Here is an 18,970-nt window from a genome sequence, read left to right on the forward strand (position 1 = left end):
GTGTGGGAACTGGTCAAGGCCGGTGGCTGGCCAATGGTGCCGCTGCTGCTGTTGGGCGTACTGGCTTTGGCGATCATCCTGGAGCGTTTCTGGTCCCTGCGGCGAACGGAAGTGCTGCCGCCCGGGCTTGGCCAGGAAGTGCGCAACTGGGCCGCACGCGGCAAGCTTGACCCGGCGCACCTGCAGACCCTGCGCGCCAACTCGCCGCTGGGCGCGCTGCTGGCCGCTGCGCTGGAAGCGCGCAACCGCCCGCGCGACCAGATCCGTGAGCGGATCGAGGACACCGGGCGCCACCTGGTGCACCGCATGGAGCGCTTCCTCAACGCGCTGGGCACCATCGCCTCGGCCGGCCCGCTGCTGGGCCTGCTGGGCACCGTGATCGGCATGATCCAGATGTTCCTGGGCATCCTCGACCATGGCGTGGGCGACGTGAACCAGCTGGCCGGCGGCATCGGCAAGGCGCTGGTGTGCACCGCCACCGGCATGATCGTGGCCATCCCGGCGCTGATGTTCCATCGCTATTTCAAGGGCCGGATCCACGGCTATGTGGTGGAAATGGAACAGGAAGCCAGTGCCCTGCTGGATACGCTCGACGGCCGCCCCGGGGTGATGAACCCGGCCGCGCCGGCGCGGCCAGCCCACGCTGCCACGGCGAAGGCCTGATCGATGCGTATCGGCAATGACCGATCCCAGGATGAGCCGCATATCGATCTGGTGCCGCTGATCGACGTCATCCTGGTGCTGATCATCTTCTTCGTGGTCACCACCACCTTCGATGCGCGCTCGACGCTGCAGGTGCAGCTGCCGACCGCCAGCCAGCAGCCCAGCAACGAGCCGCCGCGCTCGCTCAGCGTGCTGATCAACGCCGAAGGCCGCTATTTCATCAATGACCAGGAAGTGCTGCGCAGCGATGTCGAGTCGGTCAAGCAGACCATCGCATCGGTCGCCGGCAGCGATCGCAGCCAGCCGGTGCTGCTGCGCGCCGACGCACGCACCCCCTACCAGGCCGTGGTGACTGCGCAGGACGCGCTCGGTCAGCTCGGTTTCCGTCGTATCGCCATTGCAACTGCGCCAGAGGTGCGTCCATGAGTTCCCATCACGCGCCGGTGTGGCCGATCTACAAACGTCTGCTGGGCTACACCCGCACCTACTGGGTGTTCATGGTGGGCGCGGTCATCGCCATGGTGGTCGAAGCCCTGGCCGGCTATCACTTCACCAAGCTGATGGAGCCGCTGGTCAACGAGGGGTTTGTCGATCCGCAGCCGCGCGCGGCCGTGGTCCTGCCGCTGACCATCCTCGGCCTGTTCCTGATGCGCAGCGTGGCCACCTGGGTGAGCGACTATACGCTGGCCAAGACCGGCCGCAGCGTGGTCCGCGACCTGCGTGAGCAGGTGCTGCAGAAGTACCTGCACCTGCCGTCGTCGCACTTCGACACCGAAGCAACGCCGGTGATGGTCAGCCGCCTGAACTTCGATACCGAGCAGGTCACCCAAGCCAGCGCCGACGCGCTGAAGACCGTGGTGGCCGATACCCTCACCATCATCGCGATGCTGGCGGTGATGCTGCAGATGAGCGTCAAGGTAACCCTGGCGATGCTGCTGGTGGTGCCGCTGATCGGTGCCATCGTGTCCTACGTGGGCAAGCGCTATCGTCGCATCAGCCGCGGCATCCAGGACGGCATGGGCACGATGGCGCAGACCGCCGAGCAGTCCTTGGCGGCGCAGCAGGAAGTGAAGGTGCACGGCACCCAGCAGCATGAGATCTCGCGCTACTCGCGCCTGGCCAACCGCATGCTGGCGCTGAACATGAAGGTCGAGGTGACCCGCGCAGCGGCGTCCAGCGTGGTGCAGTTCCTGGCCGCACTGGCGCTGGCGGTGATCGTCTGGGTGTCGACCCGCGAAGCCCTGGCCGGCCGCCTCAATGCCGGCCAGTTCATGGGCCTGATGACCTCGATGATGGCGATCATTCCTTCGCTGCGGCGCCTGACCAGCGTGCAGACCTCGATTTCGCGCGGCGTGTCCGCCGCCGAGCGCCTGTTCGGCATCCTCGACATGCCGGTGGAGCGCGACGAAGGCCAGCACCGCGTGCAACGCGTGCGTGGCGAACTGGCGTTCGACCACGTCATGCTGCGCTACCGCGAAGACAGTGGCATCGCCCTGGACGACATCAGTTTCGTTGCCAGGCCGGGTACGGTGACGGCCATTGTCGGCCGTTCCGGCAGCGGCAAGACCAGCCTGATCCGGCTGGTGCCACGCTTCTACGAGCCCAGTGGCGGCGTCATCACCCTCGATGGCGTGGCGCTGGATCACTATCCGCTGGCTGACCTGCGCCGGCAGGTGGCGATCGTCGGGCAGAAGGTGATGCTGTTCGATGACACCATCGCCGCCAACATCGCCTATGGCATGGAAGCGACCGACGAGCAGATCCGCGCGGCGGCCGAAGCCGCCAACGCGTGGGAGTTCATCGCACGCATGCCGCAGCAGCTGCAGACGCCGGTAGGCGAGAACGGCGCGCTGCTGTCCGGTGGCCAGCGCCAGCGCCTGGCGATCGCCCGCGCGATCCTGCGCGACGCCCCGATCCTGATCCTCGACGAAGCCACTGCGGCGCTGGACAACGAATCCGAGCGCCTGGTGCAGGACGCGCTGCAGCGCCTGATGCCCGAACGCACCACGCTGGTCATCGCGCACCGGCTGTCGACCATCGAGCATGCCGACCAGGTGCTGGTGATGGACCATGGCCGCATCGTTGAACGCGGCACCCACAAGGAGCTGCTCGAGCTGGGCGGCCTGTACCAGCATCTGCACAGCATGCAGTTCCGCGAAAGGCAGGACTGATGGCCGGCAAGGGTACCCAGACCCCGGCGTACTGGTACGACGGCAGCCCGGTTCCGTGGGCGATGCGCCTGCTGGCACCGCTGTACGCCGGCGTCACCGCGCTGCGCCGGCGCGCCTATCGGCGTGGCTGGCGCAAGCGTTACACGCTGCCGGTGCCGGTCATCGTGGTTGGCAACATCACCGCCGGTGGCACTGGCAAGACGCCGCTGACCATCGCACTGGTGGAGCGCCTGCGTGCCGCCGGCTGGAAGCCGGGCGTGGCCAGCCGCGGCTATGGTCGCGAAGACGCCGACAAGCCGCTGTGGGTGCGGGCCGACACGCCAACCGCCAAGGGCGGTGACGAGCCGGTGCTGATCGCCTGGAAGACCGGCGTGCCGGTGCGCGTGGACAGTGATCGGGTTGCTGCCGGCAAGGCGCTGATCGAGGCCGGCTGCGATGTGATCGTTTGCGACGACGGTTTGCAGCACTACCGGCTGGCGCGCGACATCGAGATCGAAGTGGTCGATGCGCAGCGTCGCTATGGCAATGGCCGGATGATTCCGGCCGGGCCGCTGCGCGAGCCGGTCAGCCGCGCCAGCGAATGCGATTTCCGCGTGGTCAATCTCGGTCAGGCCGATGAGGAGACTGCGGCACAGGCCTGTGGCTTCGGCCAGTGGCCGATGGCCCTGCACATCGACAGTGCGCAGCCGCTGGCCGGTGGCCGCGCGCGCCCGCTGGCGTACTTCAAGGGCCAGCGCGTGCATGCGGTGGCCGGCATCGCCTATCCACAGCGCTTCTTCGACATGCTGCGCGCGCGTGGCATCGGCGTCGTGCCGCATGCGTTCGCCGACCACCAGGCCTATCAGCCGCAGGACCTGTCCTTCGGCAGCCAGCTGCCGGTACTGATGACCGAAAAGGATGCGGTGAAATGCCGGGCGTTCGGCAACGACTGGCACTACGCGGTTCCGCTGCGCGCCGAGTTGCCCGCCGCGTTCTGGGTGGCGCTGACTGACCGCCTGGACAAGCTGCGACCGAACTGAGCGGCGCAGCGGCGCTTGCATTCACGCGCCGCCGGCCGCATTCCCCTTGTAACGAGTCTGCCGAGTACCGCCCCATGACCGAATTCGTCGTCGCCATCCCGGCTCGCTATGCCGCCTCGCGGCTGCCCGGCAAGCCGTTGCGCCTGCTGGGTGGTGAACCGCTGGTACTGCACGTGGCGCGCCGCGCGCTGCAGGCCGGCGCCCGGGAGGTCTGGGTAGCGACCGACGATCAGCGCATTGCCGATGCGCTGTCCGGGCTGGCCGAGGTGAAGGTGGCAATGACCGCTGCGTCGCATGCGTCCGGCACCGATCGCCTGGCCGAGTGCGCACGCATTGCCGGCTGGGCCGATGACACGGTGGTGGTCAACCTGCAGGGCGACGAGCCGTTCGCACCGGCGGCCGGCATCCGCGCCGTGGCCGAGGTACTGGCCAACGGCACTGCACCGATGTCGACCCTGGCCACCGCCGTCGAGGACGCGCCTACGCTGTTCGACCCGAACGTGGTCAAGCTGGTGCGCAACGTGCGCAACGAGGCGATGTACTTCAGCCGCGCGCCGATCGCCTGGCACCGCGACGGCTTTGCACGCAGCCGCGACACGCTGCCGGACGGCCACCACTGGCTGCGCCACATCGGCATCTACGGCTACCGCGCCGGTTTCCTGCAGCGGTTCGCGGCGATGCCGCCAGGCCAGCTGGAGCAGGTCGAATCGCTGGAACAGCTGCGCGTGCTGGAAGCGGGCTACCCGATCAGTGTGGCGATCTCGCCCGAACCGTTCCCGCCGGGCATCGACACGCCCGAGGACCTGGAGCGCGCCGAGCGGCTGCTGCAGGCGATGGCCGCGCGATGAGGCTGCTGGTCGTCTGCCTCGGCAACATCTGCCGTTCGCCGATGGCCGAAGGTGCGCTGCGTGCACGCCTGGAGGCCTCGCCGCTGGCCGGGCGGGTGCAGGTGGATTCGGCCGGCACCGGCGACTGGCACGTGGGCGAGCCACCGGACCGGCGTGCGATCGCCTGCGCGGGCGGGCACGGTGTGGACATCGGCAGCCTGCGCGCACGCCAGCTGCAGGCCGCGGATTTCGAGCGTTTCGACTGGATCCTGTGTGCCGACGAGGCCAACCTGCGTGACGCCGGTCGCCTGGCGTCGGTGGCGCAGCGCGAACGGCTGGCGCTGTACCTGCCCTGGTCCGGCGCGCAGGGGCGGATCGCGATCCCCGATCCGTACACCGGCGGGAGCGATCATTTCGAACAGGTCTGGTCGCTGGTCGACGATGCTGCAAAACGTGCAGTGGCACGACTGTTGCATGACGCCGACTCCGGCATAATCGGATCATGAACGTCCAGCCCGTCCCGGACCTGCCCGAGTTCGCCACCTGGCTCAACGCCACCCCCTGCACCCTGACCGAACTGCGCGGCCGGCCGGTCGCGCTGCTGTTCGTCAATGCGGCCTCCGCCTGGAGCGCGCAACGCCTGGCCGAGTTCGGCCAATGGCTGTCGCGCCACCCCGGCAAGCTGCAGCCGCTGGTGCTGCAGGTGCCGCGCTTCGATTTCGAACGTGACGCCAGCGCTGCACTGAAACTGCTGCGTCGCCAGGGCCTGACCATGCCTGTGCTGCTGGATGCCGACTGGGATGGCTGGCGCCGCTTCGGCGTCAGCGCCTGGCCGACCCTGGTGCTGCTGGATGCACAGGGCAGGGAGCAGCAACGGCTGATCGGGCTGGGGGCCCCCGGTGAACTGGAACGCGCCTTGAACGCGCTGTGCCAGGGAGCCCCTTCGGCGCCGTCGCGCGGGGGCAGCGAACTGCATCCGGAACCGCGCCAGGCCCTGCGCTTCCCGTTGGGGCTGGCAGTCAGCACCGAGCGCCTGTACATCGCCGACAGTGGCCACCACCGCATCCTTGAATGCAGCCACGGTGGCCGCATCCTGCGCCAGTTCGGCCTCGGTACCGCCGATTTCATGGATGGCAACCTTGCCGAAGCGGCATTCCATCGCCCGCAGGCGCTGGTGCTGGAGCGCGATTCGCTGTACGTGGCCGATACCGGCAACCATGCCGTGCGCCGCATCAACCTGTTGACCGGCATCGTCGACACCCTGTGTGGCAATGGGCGTCCCGGTGCGCCGGTGGAAGGTCCGGTTGCGCAGCCGCGGCAGGTCTCGCTGGACCACCCGGTCGGCTTGGCCATTGCCGACAACCAGCTGCACATCGCGATGGCCGGCGACAACCGCATCTGGAGCTACCACCTGGGCCAGCGCAGCCTGCAATGGCGCGCCGGCAGCGGCTCCATTGACGAGCGTGATGGCAGCGGCCATCTGGCGGCCTTCGCCCAGCCCACCGCGCTCGCCGTGGTGCAGCAGGTGCTGTACGTGGCCGATGCGCTGGGTTCCTCGATCCGCGCGCTTCAGCTGCGTGGCGACCTGGTGCAGACCCTGGTCGGGCAGGGGCCCTGGCGCTTCGGCAGTGAAGACGGTCCCCGCGCCCAAGCCAGCCTGCAGTTCCCGCAGGCCATCGCGCTGAGCCCGGATGCGCCGCTGCTGTGGATTGCCGATACCGGCAACGGCCGCCTGCGCACGCTGCGCCTGGGCGGAGGCGAACTGACGACCCAACCGCTGCCGCGTCGCCTGCATGGCCCGGCCGGCCTGGCGGTGGGGGCCGGGGCGGTGTGGATTGCCGAGACCGACGCCCATGCCGTGCTGCGCTTCGATCCCGACAGCGGCGTGCTCAGCGAAGTGCCGATCAGCGAATGACCGACGTTCCCGCCCCGGCCTTTGACGGCAAGGCCTTCGCGGCCCAGCTCAGCACCGCGCCCGGCGTGTACCGCATGTACGCCGCCGACGACACCCTGCTGTATGTGGGCAAGGCCCGTGCACTGCGCAATCGCGTTGGCAGCTACTTCAACGGCAGTCCGAAGAACGCGCGGATCATGTCGATGATCTCGCAGATCGCGCGCATGGACGTGACCGTCACGCGCTCGGAAGCCGAGGCGCTGCTGCTGGAAAACCAGCTGATCAAATCGCTGTCGCCGCGCTACAACGTCTCCCTGCGCGACGACAAGACCTACCCGCATGTACTGCTGACCCGTGAGGACTGGCCCCGCATCGCGCTGCATCGCGGCCCGCGTGCCATTCCGGGCCGCTATTTCGGTCCGTACCCGGGCGTCACTGCGGTGCGCGAAACGCTGAACCTGATGCACAAGCTGTTCAAGCTGCGCAGCTGCGAGGACAGCGTGTTCCGCAACCGCTCGCGGCCGTGCCTGCAGTACCAGATCGGCCGCTGCAGCGCGCCCTGCGTGGAGCTGGTGCCGGCGCCGGAGTATGCAGAATCGGTGCGTCGCGCCGCGCTGTTCCTGGAAGGCAAGAGCGACGAGCTGACCCGCGAGCTGGGCGAGCAGATGCAGGCCGCCAGCGAGGCCCTGGAATTCGAGCAGGCCGCGCGCCTGCGTGACCTGATTTCCTCGCTGCGCAGCATGCAGACCCGGCAGTACGTGGACGGGCGCGCCGCGGACCTGGACGTGCTGGCGGTGGCCATGCAGGGGTCGCAGGCCTGCGTGCTGCTGCTGGCCTTCCGAGATGGCCGCAACCTCGGCACCCGCCCGTTCTTCCCGCGCACCAATGGCGAGGAAAGCCCGGAGGAAGTGCTGGCCGCGTTCGTCTCGCAGTACTACATCGAATTCGAGCCGCCGCGCGAGATCCTGCTGGACCGCGAGATTCCCGATGCCGACCTGCTGGTTGCCGCGCTGTCGGCCTCGGCCGAGCGCAAGGTGCAGCTGAAGTGGAACGTGCGCGGCGAGCGCGCCGGCTACGTGGAACTGGCCAGCCGCAACGCGCAGCTGACCCTGGCCACCGAACTCAACAGCCGCAACGCGCAGCACGCGCGCAGCGACGCACTGCGCGAGATGCTGGGCCTGGCCGAGCCGGTCAAGCGGGTCGAATGTTTCGACATCAGTCACACCCTGGGCGAGGCCACCGTGGCCTCGTGCGTGGTGTTCGACGCCGCCGGTCCGGTGCGCGCGCAGTATCGCCGCTTCAACATCAGCGGCATCGAGCCGGGCGATGACTACGCCGCCATGCGCCAGGCCATCGACCGCCGTTTCCGCCGTGCGGTGGAAGAGCAGGGCGTGCTGCCGGACGTCCTGCTCATCGACGGTGGCGCCGGCCAGCTGGCGCAGGCGCAGGCCGCACTGGCCGACCTGGGCGTGGAAGGGGTACTGCTGGTGGGCGTGGCCAAGGGCGTGGAGCGCCGCGCAGGCCATGAAGCGCTGGTGATGCCCGATGGACGCGAGCTGCGCCCGGGCGCGGCCAACCCGGCGCTGCAGTTCATCCAGCAGGTTCGCGATGAAGCCCACCGCTTCGCCATCACCGGTCATCGCGGCCGCCGCCAGAAGGCACGGATGACCAGCAAGCTGGAGGATATCCCCGGCATCGGGCCGCGCCGCCGCGCCAGCCTACTCAAGCATTTCGGCGGCCTGGTCGGCCTGAAAGCCGCTGGCGAAGCGGAAATCGCCAAGGTGGAAGGCATCAATGACGCCCTCGCGGCACGTATCTACGCTAACCTGCACGGGTTGGCCACGCCCGATGCGGCCGAGTAGAGAGAGAAGCACGCAAGCATGAAGTTGACCCTGCCCACCTGGCTGACGTTGTTGCGGATCGTGATGATCCCGGTGCTGGTGCTGGTGTTCTACCTGCCCTATACCTGGACCAACTTCGCTTCGGCGGCGATCTTCGGCCTGGCCGCGATCACCGACTGGCTCGATGGCTGGATTGCACGCCGTTACCAGCTGGAGTCGGCCTTCGGCGCCTTCCTCGACCCGGTCGCGGACAAGCTGATGGTGGCAGTGGCGCTGTTCCTGATCGTGCAGGGCCATCCGACGCCGTGGATGGCGTTCTGGGCGGCGGTCATCGTCGGCCGCGAGATCGCGGTATCGGCGCTGCGCGAGTGGATGGCCGAGCTGGGCCAGCGCGCCAAGGTGCGCGTGGCGATGATCGGCAAGGTCAAGACCACCGCGCAGATGGTCGCGCTGTTGTGCCTGCTGTATTCGGTGGCCCCCAACGTGCCGGTGGAAGACATCTGGATGGGCTGGCCGGTGTTCCATATCGGCGACTGGACCCTGGCGATTGCCGCGGTGCTGACCCTGTGGTCGGGCCTGCAGTACCTGCACGCCGCCTGGCCGAGCCTGCGCGAAGACGAGCGCGCCGCACGCGAGCGCTCGCGGCAGAAGAAGCTGGGCAACTGACCCCATCGATGCGCGTATCCACGCATGGCGCGGATACGCGACGCCGGGCACCTCGCAGACCCTGAAAAAAGCGCTTGACGGCATCCTTGGAATAGGTAAAATTTCGCCTCCCAAGCGGGAATAGCTCAGTTGGTAGAGCGCAACCTTGCCAAGGTTGAGGTCGCGAGTTCGAGTCTCGTTTCCCGCTCCAGATTCAAGAAAGACGCTCCCGCAAGGGGGCGTTTTTCGTTTGCGTAGAACCCGCTTCATCCCCACTTCACCGTCACTCCTTCGCCTCACCACGCGGCAGTTCGAAGCTGCATCTCCGTTCCTCCAGGACGATGCAGCCATGCTCCACACTCCTTCCGCCTACGATCACGACGTGGTCATCGTCGGCGCCAGTTTTGCCGGTGCCGCCTGCGCACTGGCTGCTGCCCAGTACGGCCTGCGCGTCTGCGTGCTGGAACGCAAGGCCGACCCCGGCGAGCGCCTGCACACCACCGGCATCGTGGTGAAAGAGGCGATGGAGCAGACCTGGCTGGGGCGCATGCCCGAACATCTCGTGCAGCGCGTTGCCAACGTGCGCCTGTATGCGCCGAATCTGCGCAGCGTGTTGCTGGCCGCGCCGGGCTATTACTTCCTCACCACCGATACGCCGAACCTGATGCGCTGGCTGGCCAGCGAGCTGCGCGCGAACGGTGTCGACCTGCGCCTGCAGCAGTCCTTCACCGATGCACATCGCAATGGTGACGGCTGGCTGGTGGATGGGGCAGGGCGATGTGCCTATCTGGTTGGCGCTGATGGCGCACGCTCACGTGTGGCACAGCGCACTGGGCTCGGCCAGGTGCGTGACAACCTCTACGGCGTCGAACGTGAGTTCGCCGGCCTGCATGTCGCGCAGGGCGACGCGCTGCATTGCTTCGTCAGCAAGCGCTACGCGCCGGGTTACATCGGCTGGGTCGCGCAGAATCCGACCGGCCTGCAGGTCGGGTTGGCGTTGCGTCATGACCCGCAACAGGTGCGGCCGCCGGATATTGAAGGTTTCCTCGGCCACGTGCGCGATGTGGTCGGCATTCCGCCTTCGGCGCGTCCCTCGGCTACCCGCGCTGGCCTGGTGCCCTGCGGCCGGCCGGGTGGGCCGACCACCGGCCAGCGCCTGATCCTGACCGGCGACGCGGCGGGCGTCGTCTCGCCGCTGTCCGCCGGGGGCATCCACTCTTCGTGGCGGCACGGCTGGGCAGTCGGTGAGGCGATTGCCCGCCATCTGCGTGGGCAAGGGCCAGAAGCGGAACGGGTGGCGCGTCAGGTCGCCCCGGCGTTCCATGGCAAGCGCGTGCTGCGCTGGGCGATGGATCATCTGCAGGCCGATTGGCCGCTCGATGTACTGCTGCATACAGCGGTCATGCGCCGCATTGCCGAACAGGTCTACTTCCATCGCCGCGGGCTGCGCACGTGAAGGGAGCAGGCAGGGGCGCCTGAACGCCACCCCCTCACTTCTCGTGAAAATTCCTGTTGACGCCGTGCAGCAATGCCGACACAATAGCGCTCCTTCGACGCAGGTCGAACGAAATCTGCGGGAATAGCTCAGTTGGTAGAGCGCAACCTTGCCAAGGTTGAGGTCGCGAGTTCGAGTCTCGTTTCCCGCTCCAGATTCAAGAAGAACGCTCCCGAAAGGGAGCGTTTTTCGTTTGTCACACCGGTTGCACCACCACCGCGCTGGCGTGCCTTGCCGGGCAGGGCGCTGCACCAGGTCCGGGCATTCTGCCGGTCGAAACCGGGGCAGCGGTTGTCCTGCGGGATGTAGACGTAGGGAACGTCATCCTCGTAGGTGAAGTGGTAGTAGTAGGTGCGGTCCTTCCCATACAACCAGTAGTTCGACGAGCCGTCGTTGATCGCATACGGCTCGAAGGTGAGGATCGAGGATTCGGCGGGAATGAAGTTGCTGCGCTCCATCAGTAGCAGCAGGGCGTTCGAGACCAGTGGGGTGGTCAGGACGAGCACGATCACACCGACAGTCGCTGTCGTGATCGAGCCAATCAGCAGCCAGCGGCGAGGGTGTTTCACGGTCGGGCAGCATCGAAGCAAGGAATTGCCGCAATGTGCAATACGCCGTGAAAGTCGTCCAGTGTTCCGTGCTGGGAACGCATTGAAAGCGTAGTGAAAGGCTGGGTCGGCGTTGCCTGAACCGCACGCGTGCTGTGACCTTTTTCGGACGATTTCTCCATGTTCGCTCCACAATCGCACGGTAGCCTTCATGCTCCTTCTACACGTTGGCGGGCTGGTGGTCAGGCGTATCACTTCAGTGGCAGTGCCCAGGACAGGGCGTGGACTCTCCCTGCAGGCAGTGCTGCGCCCCGGCGCGTTGTTGGCAACCCTGGCCCTGGCGGGTTGCATGTCGGTGTCCGTCCCGGACCTGCCTGATCGCACACCCAGCGCCTGGACCCAGGTGCCGCAGGGGCAGGGTGTGGCGGTGGACGCCAGGCAGTGGTGGAAGGTGCTGGCCGACCCGGCGCTGGACGGCCTGGTGGACCAGGCCATCGCCGGCAACCTCGACCTGCAGCAGGCCACGCTGCGGCTGCAGGCCGTGCGGATCGTCGCCGGCACCTCCGACTCGCGTTTCCTGCCGGAAATCTCGGCCAGCGCCAAGCAGGTGCAGGACGCCGCCGCCGTCGATACCTACTTCCATGCCGGCATCGAAGCGATCTGGGACCTGGGCCTGTTCGGCGCCGCCGAGAGCGCGCAGCTGAGCGCGCAGGCCTCGGCCGGCAACGCCGAGGCGCTGCGCAATGCCGCACAGGTGGCGGTGATTGCCGACGTGGTGCGCAGCTATCTGGACCTGACCGTGGCACAGGCCCAGCAGGACCTGCTGGCCCGGCAGCAGACCGTGGACGACCGCGGTGAACAACTGGCCCTGGTCCGCCAGCGCCTGCGCCTGGATGAGCCCGGCGAGCTGGACCGCCTGCGTGCACGCCAGGCCGCCACCCGTGCCGCCATCGCACAGGCTCGGGAAAACGCCGACAACGCGGCTCGCGCGCTGGCATTGCTGCTGGGCCGTGACGAGCCGGATCCCGCCTGGCGCGCGTATCGCACGCCGCCGAGGCTGGGCACGTTCTCGCTGCAGCAGGTTCCTGCGGATCTGCTGCGCCATCGTCCGCAGATCCTGCTGGCCGAGTCGGAGGTGATGCAGGCTGCGGCCAGCAAGGGTTCGGCACGCGCCGCGATGTATCCGCGGGTCAGCCTTGGCGGCTCCATCCTGTATGCCTACAACCTTACCCAGAACGCCCGCTCCAATTCCGATTCCAGTCCGTCGATCGGCCCGTACGTCGATATTCCGCTGTGGGACTGGGGTCAACGCCGCGCGCGTTTCCAGGCCGATGAGAAGCAGCTGGACGCCGCATTGCTCGGTTACCGCAAGGCGGTGCTGGAAGGCGTGAGCGAAGTGGAAGGTGCGCTCGGCAGCTTGGCGCGCCAGGGCAGCAGCATCCAGTCGCTGCGTGTGGCCAATGATGCCGCCGACCAGCAGGTCAAGCGCCATGCGCGGCAGGTGCAGCTGGGTTTGTCCAGCGAGTTCGATGGGCTGGACACGCAGCGTGCGGCACTCGCCTCGCAGGCCGACCTGATCGGCGCGCAGGGTGCACGCGTGCTGGCCTTTGCGTCGCTCTACCGTGCCCTTGGCGGCGCACCGCTGCCGGTCGAGGGGGAGGGCGAGCAGCAATGATCGCGCTGGCCCGCAAGACCCTGGCCTATGAGTGGCGCCGGTTCCTGCCGGTGGTGCTGGCGATGTGTTTCGCCGGCGTGCTGCTGATCGTGCAGGCCGCACTGGTGCTGGGCATCTTCGGTACCGCCGCGATCTATGTGAAGGCATCGTCGGCCGACATCTGGGCCGGTTTCCCCGGCACCCAGAGTGTCAACTACGGTCATGCGATCAGCGCGGATGTGGAAAGCCACCTGCGCATGGATCCGGATGTCACCCGCGTCGAACCCTACGAGTGGGTTGATGGCGAATGGCGTTCCAGTGCCCAGGGCACCGGCAATGTGTCGGTATACCTGTCCGGCATTTCCACCCGCGACGACGCGATGATGTTCGCTCGCATCCTGCCGGCCGATCTGCGCGCGCAGCTGCGCGAGCCGGGTGCGGTGATCGTCGACAGCGCCGATCTGGATACGCTCGGCGTGGACCTGCAGAACAACCGTGCCTGGATCAATGGCAAGGCCGTGCGCGTGGTTGCCGCGCAACCGGGCCTGCGTGGCCTGGGTGGTGTCAACGTACTGGCTTCGCTGGATACTGCGCGCGCCATCGCCGGTACCGACCCACATGAGGGCAGCACCTATTTCGTGGCGGGCCTGCGCTCGCCGGACCTGGCCGATCGCGTGCGTGACCGCTTGTCCGCGTCGATGGGCCGGGCCACGCCGGTCGAGTTCTGGACCGCGCCGGAGTTCGCCAGCCGCTCGCAGCAGTACTGGCTGTTCGATACCGGCGCCGGCATCGCGGTGTTGTTCATGGCCGTCATCGTCTGCTTCGTCGGCGCGGTGATCACCAACCAGTCGTTCGCCTCTGTGGTGGCCGGCTCGGTGCGTGAGTACGCCACGCTCAATGCACTCGGTGCAGGCCGCTATGCGCTGGCGCGGGTGGTGTTCGAGCAGGCATTGCTGATCGGCGGCGTGGGTATGTTGCTGGCGGCGGCCTTCAGTACGGTGGTGCTGTTGATCGCGCAGACCCAGCGCGTTCCGGTGCAGCTGACACCGATGGTGATCCTCGGCTGCGTGGCGCTGGTTGCGGTGATGGCCATGCTCTCCAGCATCATGGCGGTACGCAGTGTCGTCCGCTCCGATCCATCGTTGCTGCTGCGTTGAGGACCGGCCGATGACTTCCATACGCGCCGTCGCCCCGGCTCTGCGGGCCGATGCACTGGAAAAGGGCTTCATGTCCGGCGACGTGCAGGTGCCGGTGCTGCGCGGGCTGTCGCTGGACATCTACCCCGGCGAGCTGACCCTGGTATCGGGCCCGTCGGGTTGCGGCAAGAGCACGCTGTTGTCGTTGCTGTCCGGCCTGTCCGCGCCCGATGGTGGCCGCGTGCACGCACTCGGCCAGGATGTGGGCCACATGACCCGCAGCGAGGTGGAGCGCTTCCGCCTGCATCATGTCGGCTTCGTGTTCCAGGGCTTCAATCTGTTCCCGGCACTGACTGCGCTGGAGCAGGTGCAGCTGCCGCTGGGCTACCGCGGGATGAGCAATCGCGAAAGCGAGCCGCTGGCCCGCAAGGCGCTGGAAGAAGTGGGCCTCAGCCATCGCAGCCACATGCGACCGGCGCAGTTGTCCGGCGGTGAGAAGCAGCGTGTAGCCGTTGCCCGCGCCTTCGCCAAGTCGCCGACGCTGATCTTCGCCGACGAACCCACCAGCGCGCTGGACGCCGAGAACGGCCAGCGCGTGATTGACATCCTGCATCGCTACGCACGTGCGCATGGCGCCACCGTGCTGTGCGTGAGCCACGATCCGCGCCTGATCCGGCATGCCGATCGGGTGATCGCCATGGAAGACGGCATGGTCCGTGGTGACCGCCGCCAGAATCAAACTGTAGAGTCCGCCCCATGACCAAGATGTCGCACCTGCTTACCCTCAGCCTGGCCCTGTCGGCGGCATTGCTGCTCGGTGCCTGCTCCAAGGAAGCGCCCGCGGCTGCACCGGCGCCTTCGGGCAAGACTGATGCTGCCGCCGCCGGCAAGGTCGCGGTGGCGCGCGGCATCATCGACGTCGAAGGCGGGCTGATCGCACTGGCGCCGCCGGTGGATGGCTCGATCACCGCTGCGCCGGTGAAGGAAGGCGCCGTGGTGAAAAAGGGGCAGCTGTTGCTGTCGCTGGATGGCGCCCTGTTGCAGCAGGAAGTCGCAATGGCCACCGCCGACCTGGCGTTGGCCAATGACCGCCTGAAGGGCAGCCAGGCGCAGCTGCGCGAGCTGGAGCGCAACGCCACCCGCCTGTCCACCGGCGCCAGCGAAGGCGTGTCGTCCAACCAGCAGGCCGATGCGGCCAAGCAGCAGTTGGCTGGTGTGCGCGCCGATGTCGACGTGGCCGGTGCGCAGGTCGACATGGCCCAGCACAAGCTGGAACATGCCAGGCTGAAACTGCAGCAGATGTCGTTGAGCGCACCGGAAGCCGGCACCGTGGTCGGCCAGGTGCCGGGCCTTGGCGCCTTCGTGCAGGCCGGCAAGCCGGCGATCTCGCTGTTGCCGGCGCGTCCGCTGCAGGTGCGTGCCGAACTGAGCGCCGCCTATGCCGATGCCGTGCAGGTGGGCATGAAGGCTACCGTCGTGCCGGACAGCGATGGCGCCGAGAACACCGGCACGCTGCCGCCGGCACGCGTGGTGCGCATCAGCCCGGTGTTCGCGCAGGCGCGCCTGCCTGAAGACGCAGGGCGTGGCGTGGCCAAGGTGGTGGAGTGCGTGCTGGAGTTCGACGGGCAAGCCAAGGCGCGCTTCGGCCAGCACGTGCGGGTGGAGTTCCTGAAGTAGGCCTGGCGTTGGGTGGGGCCGTCTATGGGCCCTTTCGATGCCTGAGTGCCCGCCACGCGCTCACCGCCGACACCGCGCACAGTGCCAGTAGCAGGCCCACGTCCAGCAGCAGCAACCACAGCAGGTGCATGCCATGCACCGGCGGCTGGTGCATGGCCGACAGCATCCACGGTACCGACCACGCCAGCAGCAGAACGAAGGCGATCAACAGGCGCAGCCACAGTCGTTTCAGTCGCCACGGCCGCACGATCAAGGCGGCCACCACCAGTTCAACCGTACCCAGCAACGCGAACACGATGACGGTGCTGGTCGGATAGGGCAGCTCGGCGCCTTCCAGGTGATGCAGCAGCCAGTAGTCCGGGGTGAAGCCGGCATTGACCAGCGCGGCGATCAGCGCCAGCCATGTGAGCGCGACCAGCAGCCAGAACAGGCGGACGTAGCGTCTAGGCATCGGCGGTGCCCGTGGTGGTGGGCAAGTGGCTACGTGATGCATGGCGCAAGGATATGGCGATCGCGGCCAGTGCCAGCAGGCCGGGCCCGACCGTGAAGTACAGCAGACGCAGCGGGTGGTTGTGCATCAGTGTCCAGGTTGCGAATGCCAAGGGAATGGCCAGCACCAGCAGCTTGGCGAAGAGCGGCCGCAGCACTGCGATCAGCGGCTGCGCGCCAATGAACATCCAGAACAGATAAAACTGGGCGATGCCCAGGCCGATGTCCCGATGGGAAGTGAAGCCGAAATGGTCGCGATACCCGTTCATTCCCAGTGGTATCAGTGCCCAGTACAGCAGGGCCACCAGCAGATGCAGCAGCAGGGCGATCAACAGGGGCGAGCCGCGAAGGAGCATGGGCGCAAGGGGCTGGGCGGGGCAGCGTACCCCAGCGCGGACGCCTGTGACCGCATGATGTGAAGACTGTTGACGGCGTGAAGGAATTTGGACACAATGGCGCTCCTTTGACGCAGGTCGAACGGAATCTGCGGGAATAGCTCAGTTGGTAGAGCGCAACCTTGCCAAGGTTGAGGTCGCGAGTTCGAGTCTCGTTTCCCGCTCCAGATTCTACAGGGCCCCGGTAGGGGCCTTGTTTTTCTCCCGCCACGGCAAGGCGGGGCACGTTGGGCCACAAGGCTTTACGCGCAGTCAGAAAGGTGAAATCGCTGGTGTGTTTTCCGGATTTCCGGTAGCATGTCGGTCTACGCGGGAATAGCTCAGTTGGTAGAGCGCAACCTTGCCAAGGTTGAGGTCGCGAGTTCGAGTCTCGTTTCCCGCTCCATGTTCCGACAGGCCCCATCTTGGGGTTTTGTCTTGTCAGGGCTACGTTCCTGGCGTGAAGTACGTTGGCCTCATGGCAGAGTGGCTATGCACCGGATTGCAAATCCGTTTACAGCGGTTCGATTCCGCTTGAGGCCTCCAAATAAAGCCCTGATTTATCAGGGCTTTTTCTTTGCCTAGCGTTCGGAGCCCGAGGCCGGGATCCCCTGATTCGCCCCCAAAATCATCGGTCTGCCACCCGTTTTCGGGTGGCAAACTCGCGTTAACATGCGCCGAGTGCGTTTACGTGAGTTGAGCAGGGATGGCAACCAAGCGACGCCGGGGCGACTCCTGGCAGTACACGATCAAACGGGCGGGGCTGCTGCCCAGCCTGTCTATCTGAGCTTCGCCTCGGAGGCGGAGTGCGAGTCGCTGCGCATCGAGGTCTCGGCGGACGATCGGGCCGTGGTGATCGAGCAAACGGCAACCCTGGAGAGGCACTACACCGATGCGGACTGACCTCTGGGATCAATTTGGCGAGTTGGTAAGCAGTAGCCCTCGCTTGCTCGCGACAGTCACCGCTCACAACAGTGACGGCACCAGCACGTTGACCACTTATGACGGGGTGCAGATGCGGGCCTTTGGCCAGCTCCAGTTGGCCATTCCATACAACGTGTGGGTCAGACGTGGGCGCCTGATTGAGGCCGCACCCAACATGCCGCTCATCGAAGTGACCATCTAGCAAGACAGGGCGCCGCCCGGATGCCGGCAAGCATCCGGGCAGCGCCGCAACACAGGTGATCTCAGCACCTGGCATTGGCGGTGGCCCCGTCGCCCTCGCGAGAGCGGCGGGATTGTCGGCTTCACCACAAGCTAGCCACGTCATAGGTTCATCTTTCTCGTGAAGCGTCGCGGGGCGGTAACGTGCCAAGGCGCACCATCGTCTGGCGGTGAGTTCATCGCGATGGAGTGATTTATGTATGAACGACGTCGAGGGCTACAGGTACGCATCCAGCACCAACTTGAAGGGCTGCGAGCGATATGGATACGGGTCAAGTATCGGAGTGAAAGGCTTCAAGCGATACGGGTACATGCTCGGCGCAGAAGCGACCGTTCCATTGAGGCTGCTTTCCTGCGAGCAGCAAATCCAGCTCAAGATGTTCAGTGAGGCCTGTGCGCGAATCTAGTGGAACATGATCTAGAGGGCTGAAGTCTCAAAAATGCAAGTAGGAGCAGTTAGCGTAAAACTTGAGTGGGCGGCGTAGAACTGCGCCGTCCATCATCGTTCTATTTGCCCGCAGGCGGCTTGGCTTGGGGCGCTCTTGCTTGAGAAATGCAGTGTGAGTGAAGTCGGGTCCTTCATCAGTGGAGGAGGTGGTCCCAGCATCGAGAAGCAAATTCTCTGGCGGCGGTCTCATTGCTCATGTCGCGTGATCGCATGTTGAGTCTCCTCACTAGATCGTCAAGCCAGGCTTCACGGCTCCCATGTGGATCTCTTGTGTAGATGTCGCATGCGATTTTGATGATCGGTTGAATATCTAGGCCGAAGCTGGCTCCAGGAAATGCACCGGAGCCGAAGTGCACGCGCCAATAGATGATCTCTCGTTCGACATCAACGAAGCTTGTATCCCTGCTCATGGCATTTTCCTCGAATGCGCCAAGGTCAGTGTACGCCTGTTGGTCGAATGGGCTCATTCATGTGCTCGGTTCAGTCTTCTCTTGGAAAGCGACCTGCAGCTAACGGGGCGGCGCGCATCCTTCCAGTGCGGTGAGTCCACCGCGATGGAGTAAAGCTATGAATGACTTCAAACGTGATGCATCCAATACCAACAAGCCCGCTGTGGCGGAGCCGGATGCAGGGAAGCAGAAGCAACAGCAACAGGAGCAAGAACGCCAGGACAAGGAGTCCAAAGAGCGTAATGCCAATGAAGGCGGAGCTCATAAGTCGAACAAGTAAGATCGACTGTGAGTAGTTGAAAGAGGGTGGCGCAGGTTTGCGCTGCCCCTTTCTGTAGAAGGAGCGAAGTGCATGAACAGGCTGAGAGACAGGAGCACAGACGCAGAGGCTTTGATGGTGCGGGTGGCATATCAACTTCGGAGCCCGTCTGAGACCACGTTGCTGCCATGCAAAAGGTGCCGGAGACCAAGTCCTG

General features: G+C 66.2%; 19 protein-coding genes and 5 tRNA genes. 21 read left to right on the forward strand and 3 right to left on the reverse strand.

The genetic code is table 11. From position 1 onward, the window contains the following. From AC5P8C_RS11085 to AC5P8C_RS11160, 16 genes are all read left to right on the forward strand, one after another. Complete coding sequence (locus AC5P8C_RS11085; protein WP_019658999.1) at positions 1–663, forward strand: MotA/TolQ/ExbB proton channel family protein; 663 nt, start codon at positions 1–3, stop codon at positions 661–663. 3 nt (positions 664–666) lie between these two features. Beyond that, positions 667–1,089 carry an ExbD/TolR family protein gene (locus tag AC5P8C_RS11090; protein WP_019658998.1) on the forward strand — a complete coding sequence of 141 codons (423 nt, stop codon included), beginning with the start codon at positions 667–669 and terminating at the stop codon, positions 1,087–1,089. Then, entirely contained in the window at positions 1,086–2,834 is a 1,749-nt protein-coding gene (gene msbA / locus AC5P8C_RS11095; protein WP_019658997.1) for a lipid A export permease/ATP-binding protein MsbA, read from the forward strand. Before AC5P8C_RS11090 ends, msbA begins: the two co-directional genes overlap by 4 nt. After that, the gene (gene lpxK / locus AC5P8C_RS11100; RefSeq protein WP_495218755.1) at positions 2,834–3,853 is read left to right on the forward strand and encodes a tetraacyldisaccharide 4'-kinase; all 1,020 of its coding nucleotides are present in this window, start codon (positions 2,834–2,836) and stop codon (positions 3,851–3,853) included. The genes msbA and lpxK overlap by 1 nt, the downstream gene beginning before the upstream one ends. Before the next feature lie 74 nt (positions 3,854–3,927). Then, complete coding sequence (gene kdsB / locus AC5P8C_RS11105) at positions 3,928–4,701, forward strand: 3-deoxy-manno-octulosonate cytidylyltransferase (protein ID WP_180877537.1); 774 nt, start codon at positions 3,928–3,930, stop codon at positions 4,699–4,701. Beyond that, complete coding sequence (locus AC5P8C_RS11110; RefSeq protein ID WP_019658994.1) at positions 4,698–5,186, forward strand: low molecular weight protein-tyrosine-phosphatase; 489 nt, start codon at positions 4,698–4,700, stop codon at positions 5,184–5,186. The genes kdsB and AC5P8C_RS11110 overlap by 4 nt, the downstream gene beginning before the upstream one ends. Continuing rightward, on the forward strand, positions 5,183–6,595 hold the full coding sequence (locus AC5P8C_RS11115) for a hypothetical protein (protein ID WP_019658993.1): 1,413 nt from the start codon (positions 5,183–5,185) through the stop codon (positions 6,593–6,595). Before AC5P8C_RS11110 ends, AC5P8C_RS11115 begins: the two co-directional genes overlap by 4 nt. Further along, entirely contained in the window at positions 6,592–8,436 is a 1,845-nt protein-coding gene (gene uvrC / locus AC5P8C_RS11120) for an excinuclease ABC subunit UvrC (RefSeq protein WP_019658992.1), read from the forward strand. The genes AC5P8C_RS11115 and uvrC overlap by 4 nt, the downstream gene beginning before the upstream one ends. Before the next feature lie 18 nt (positions 8,437–8,454). Continuing rightward, complete coding sequence (gene pgsA / locus AC5P8C_RS11125) at positions 8,455–9,081, forward strand: CDP-diacylglycerol--glycerol-3-phosphate 3-phosphatidyltransferase (protein WP_010486073.1); 627 nt, start codon at positions 8,455–8,457, stop codon at positions 9,079–9,081. A 114-nt stretch (positions 9,082–9,195) separates the two neighbouring features. Beyond that, a tRNA-Gly gene (locus AC5P8C_RS11130) sits at positions 9,196–9,271 on the forward strand. A 138-nt stretch (positions 9,272–9,409) separates the two neighbouring features. Further along, on the forward strand, positions 9,410–10,516 hold the full coding sequence (locus tag AC5P8C_RS11135; protein ID WP_233653019.1) for an NAD(P)/FAD-dependent oxidoreductase: 1,107 nt from the start codon (positions 9,410–9,412) through the stop codon (positions 10,514–10,516). Between the two features lie 117 nt (positions 10,517–10,633). Continuing rightward, positions 10,634–10,709 (forward strand) — tRNA-Gly (locus AC5P8C_RS11140). Positions 10,710–11,314: 605 nt separating this feature from the next. Beyond that, on the forward strand, positions 11,315–12,778 hold the full coding sequence (locus AC5P8C_RS11145) for an efflux transporter outer membrane subunit (RefSeq protein ID WP_495218757.1): 1,464 nt from the start codon (positions 11,315–11,317) through the stop codon (positions 12,776–12,778). Continuing rightward, the gene (locus AC5P8C_RS11150) at positions 12,775–13,914 is read left to right on the forward strand and encodes an ABC transporter permease (protein WP_033835993.1); all 1,140 of its coding nucleotides are present in this window, start codon (positions 12,775–12,777) and stop codon (positions 13,912–13,914) included. The genes AC5P8C_RS11145 and AC5P8C_RS11150 overlap by 4 nt, the downstream gene beginning before the upstream one ends. A gap of 10 nt (positions 13,915–13,924) precedes the next feature. After that, a complete protein-coding gene (locus tag AC5P8C_RS11155; protein WP_125438075.1) occupies positions 13,925–14,653 on the forward strand; it encodes an ABC transporter ATP-binding protein in 729 nt (242 codons plus the stop codon). Then, positions 14,650–15,570, forward strand: coding sequence for an HlyD family secretion protein (locus AC5P8C_RS11160; protein ID WP_049412505.1), 921 nt, complete (start codon positions 14,650–14,652; stop codon positions 15,568–15,570). Before AC5P8C_RS11155 ends, AC5P8C_RS11160 begins: the two co-directional genes overlap by 4 nt. A gap of 22 nt (positions 15,571–15,592) precedes the next feature. Here AC5P8C_RS11160 and AC5P8C_RS11165 read toward each other — a convergent pair whose 3' ends face one another. Both AC5P8C_RS11165 and AC5P8C_RS11170 read right to left on the reverse strand, forming a co-directional pair. Beyond that, entirely contained in the window at positions 15,593–16,021 is a 429-nt protein-coding gene (locus AC5P8C_RS11165) for a hypothetical protein (RefSeq protein ID WP_010486062.1), read from the reverse strand. Then, positions 16,014–16,415 carry a hypothetical protein gene (locus AC5P8C_RS11170; RefSeq protein ID WP_233653016.1) on the reverse strand — a complete coding sequence of 134 codons (402 nt, stop codon included), beginning with the start codon at positions 16,413–16,415 and terminating at the stop codon, positions 16,014–16,016. Before AC5P8C_RS11170 ends, AC5P8C_RS11165 begins: the two co-directional genes overlap by 8 nt. A gap of 130 nt (positions 16,416–16,545) precedes the next feature. Between AC5P8C_RS11170 and AC5P8C_RS11175 the strand changes: the two genes are divergently transcribed. The 4 genes from AC5P8C_RS11175 to AC5P8C_RS11190 all read left to right on the forward strand — a co-directional run bounded on the left by AC5P8C_RS11175 (position 16,546) and on the right by AC5P8C_RS11190 (position 17,336). After that, positions 16,546–16,621: transfer RNA gene (locus tag AC5P8C_RS11175), tRNA-Gly, on the forward strand. A gap of 142 nt (positions 16,622–16,763) precedes the next feature. After that, a tRNA-Gly gene (locus AC5P8C_RS11180) sits at positions 16,764–16,839 on the forward strand. A 66-nt stretch (positions 16,840–16,905) separates the two neighbouring features. Beyond that, positions 16,906–16,979 (forward strand) — tRNA-Cys (locus tag AC5P8C_RS11185). Positions 16,980–17,105: 126 nt separating this feature from the next. Continuing rightward, the gene (locus AC5P8C_RS11190; protein WP_019658985.1) at positions 17,106–17,336 is read left to right on the forward strand and encodes a hypothetical protein; all 231 of its coding nucleotides are present in this window, start codon (positions 17,106–17,108) and stop codon (positions 17,334–17,336) included. A gap of 843 nt (positions 17,337–18,179) precedes the next feature. Here AC5P8C_RS11190 and AC5P8C_RS11195 read toward each other — a convergent pair. After that, a complete protein-coding gene (locus tag AC5P8C_RS11195) occupies positions 18,180–18,512 on the reverse strand; it encodes a hypothetical protein (RefSeq protein WP_019658982.1) in 333 nt (110 codons plus the stop codon). A gap of 100 nt (positions 18,513–18,612) precedes the next feature. Here AC5P8C_RS11195 and AC5P8C_RS11200 point away from each other — a divergent pair, with 100 nt between their 5' ends. Beyond that, positions 18,613–18,774 carry a hypothetical protein gene (locus AC5P8C_RS11200; RefSeq protein WP_019658981.1) on the forward strand — a complete coding sequence of 54 codons (162 nt, stop codon included), beginning with the start codon at positions 18,613–18,615 and terminating at the stop codon, positions 18,772–18,774. The last annotated feature ends 196 nt before the right edge of the window (positions 18,775–18,970 follow it).

Source organism: Stenotrophomonas sp. YJH_SMC_46, assembly GCF_059370315.1.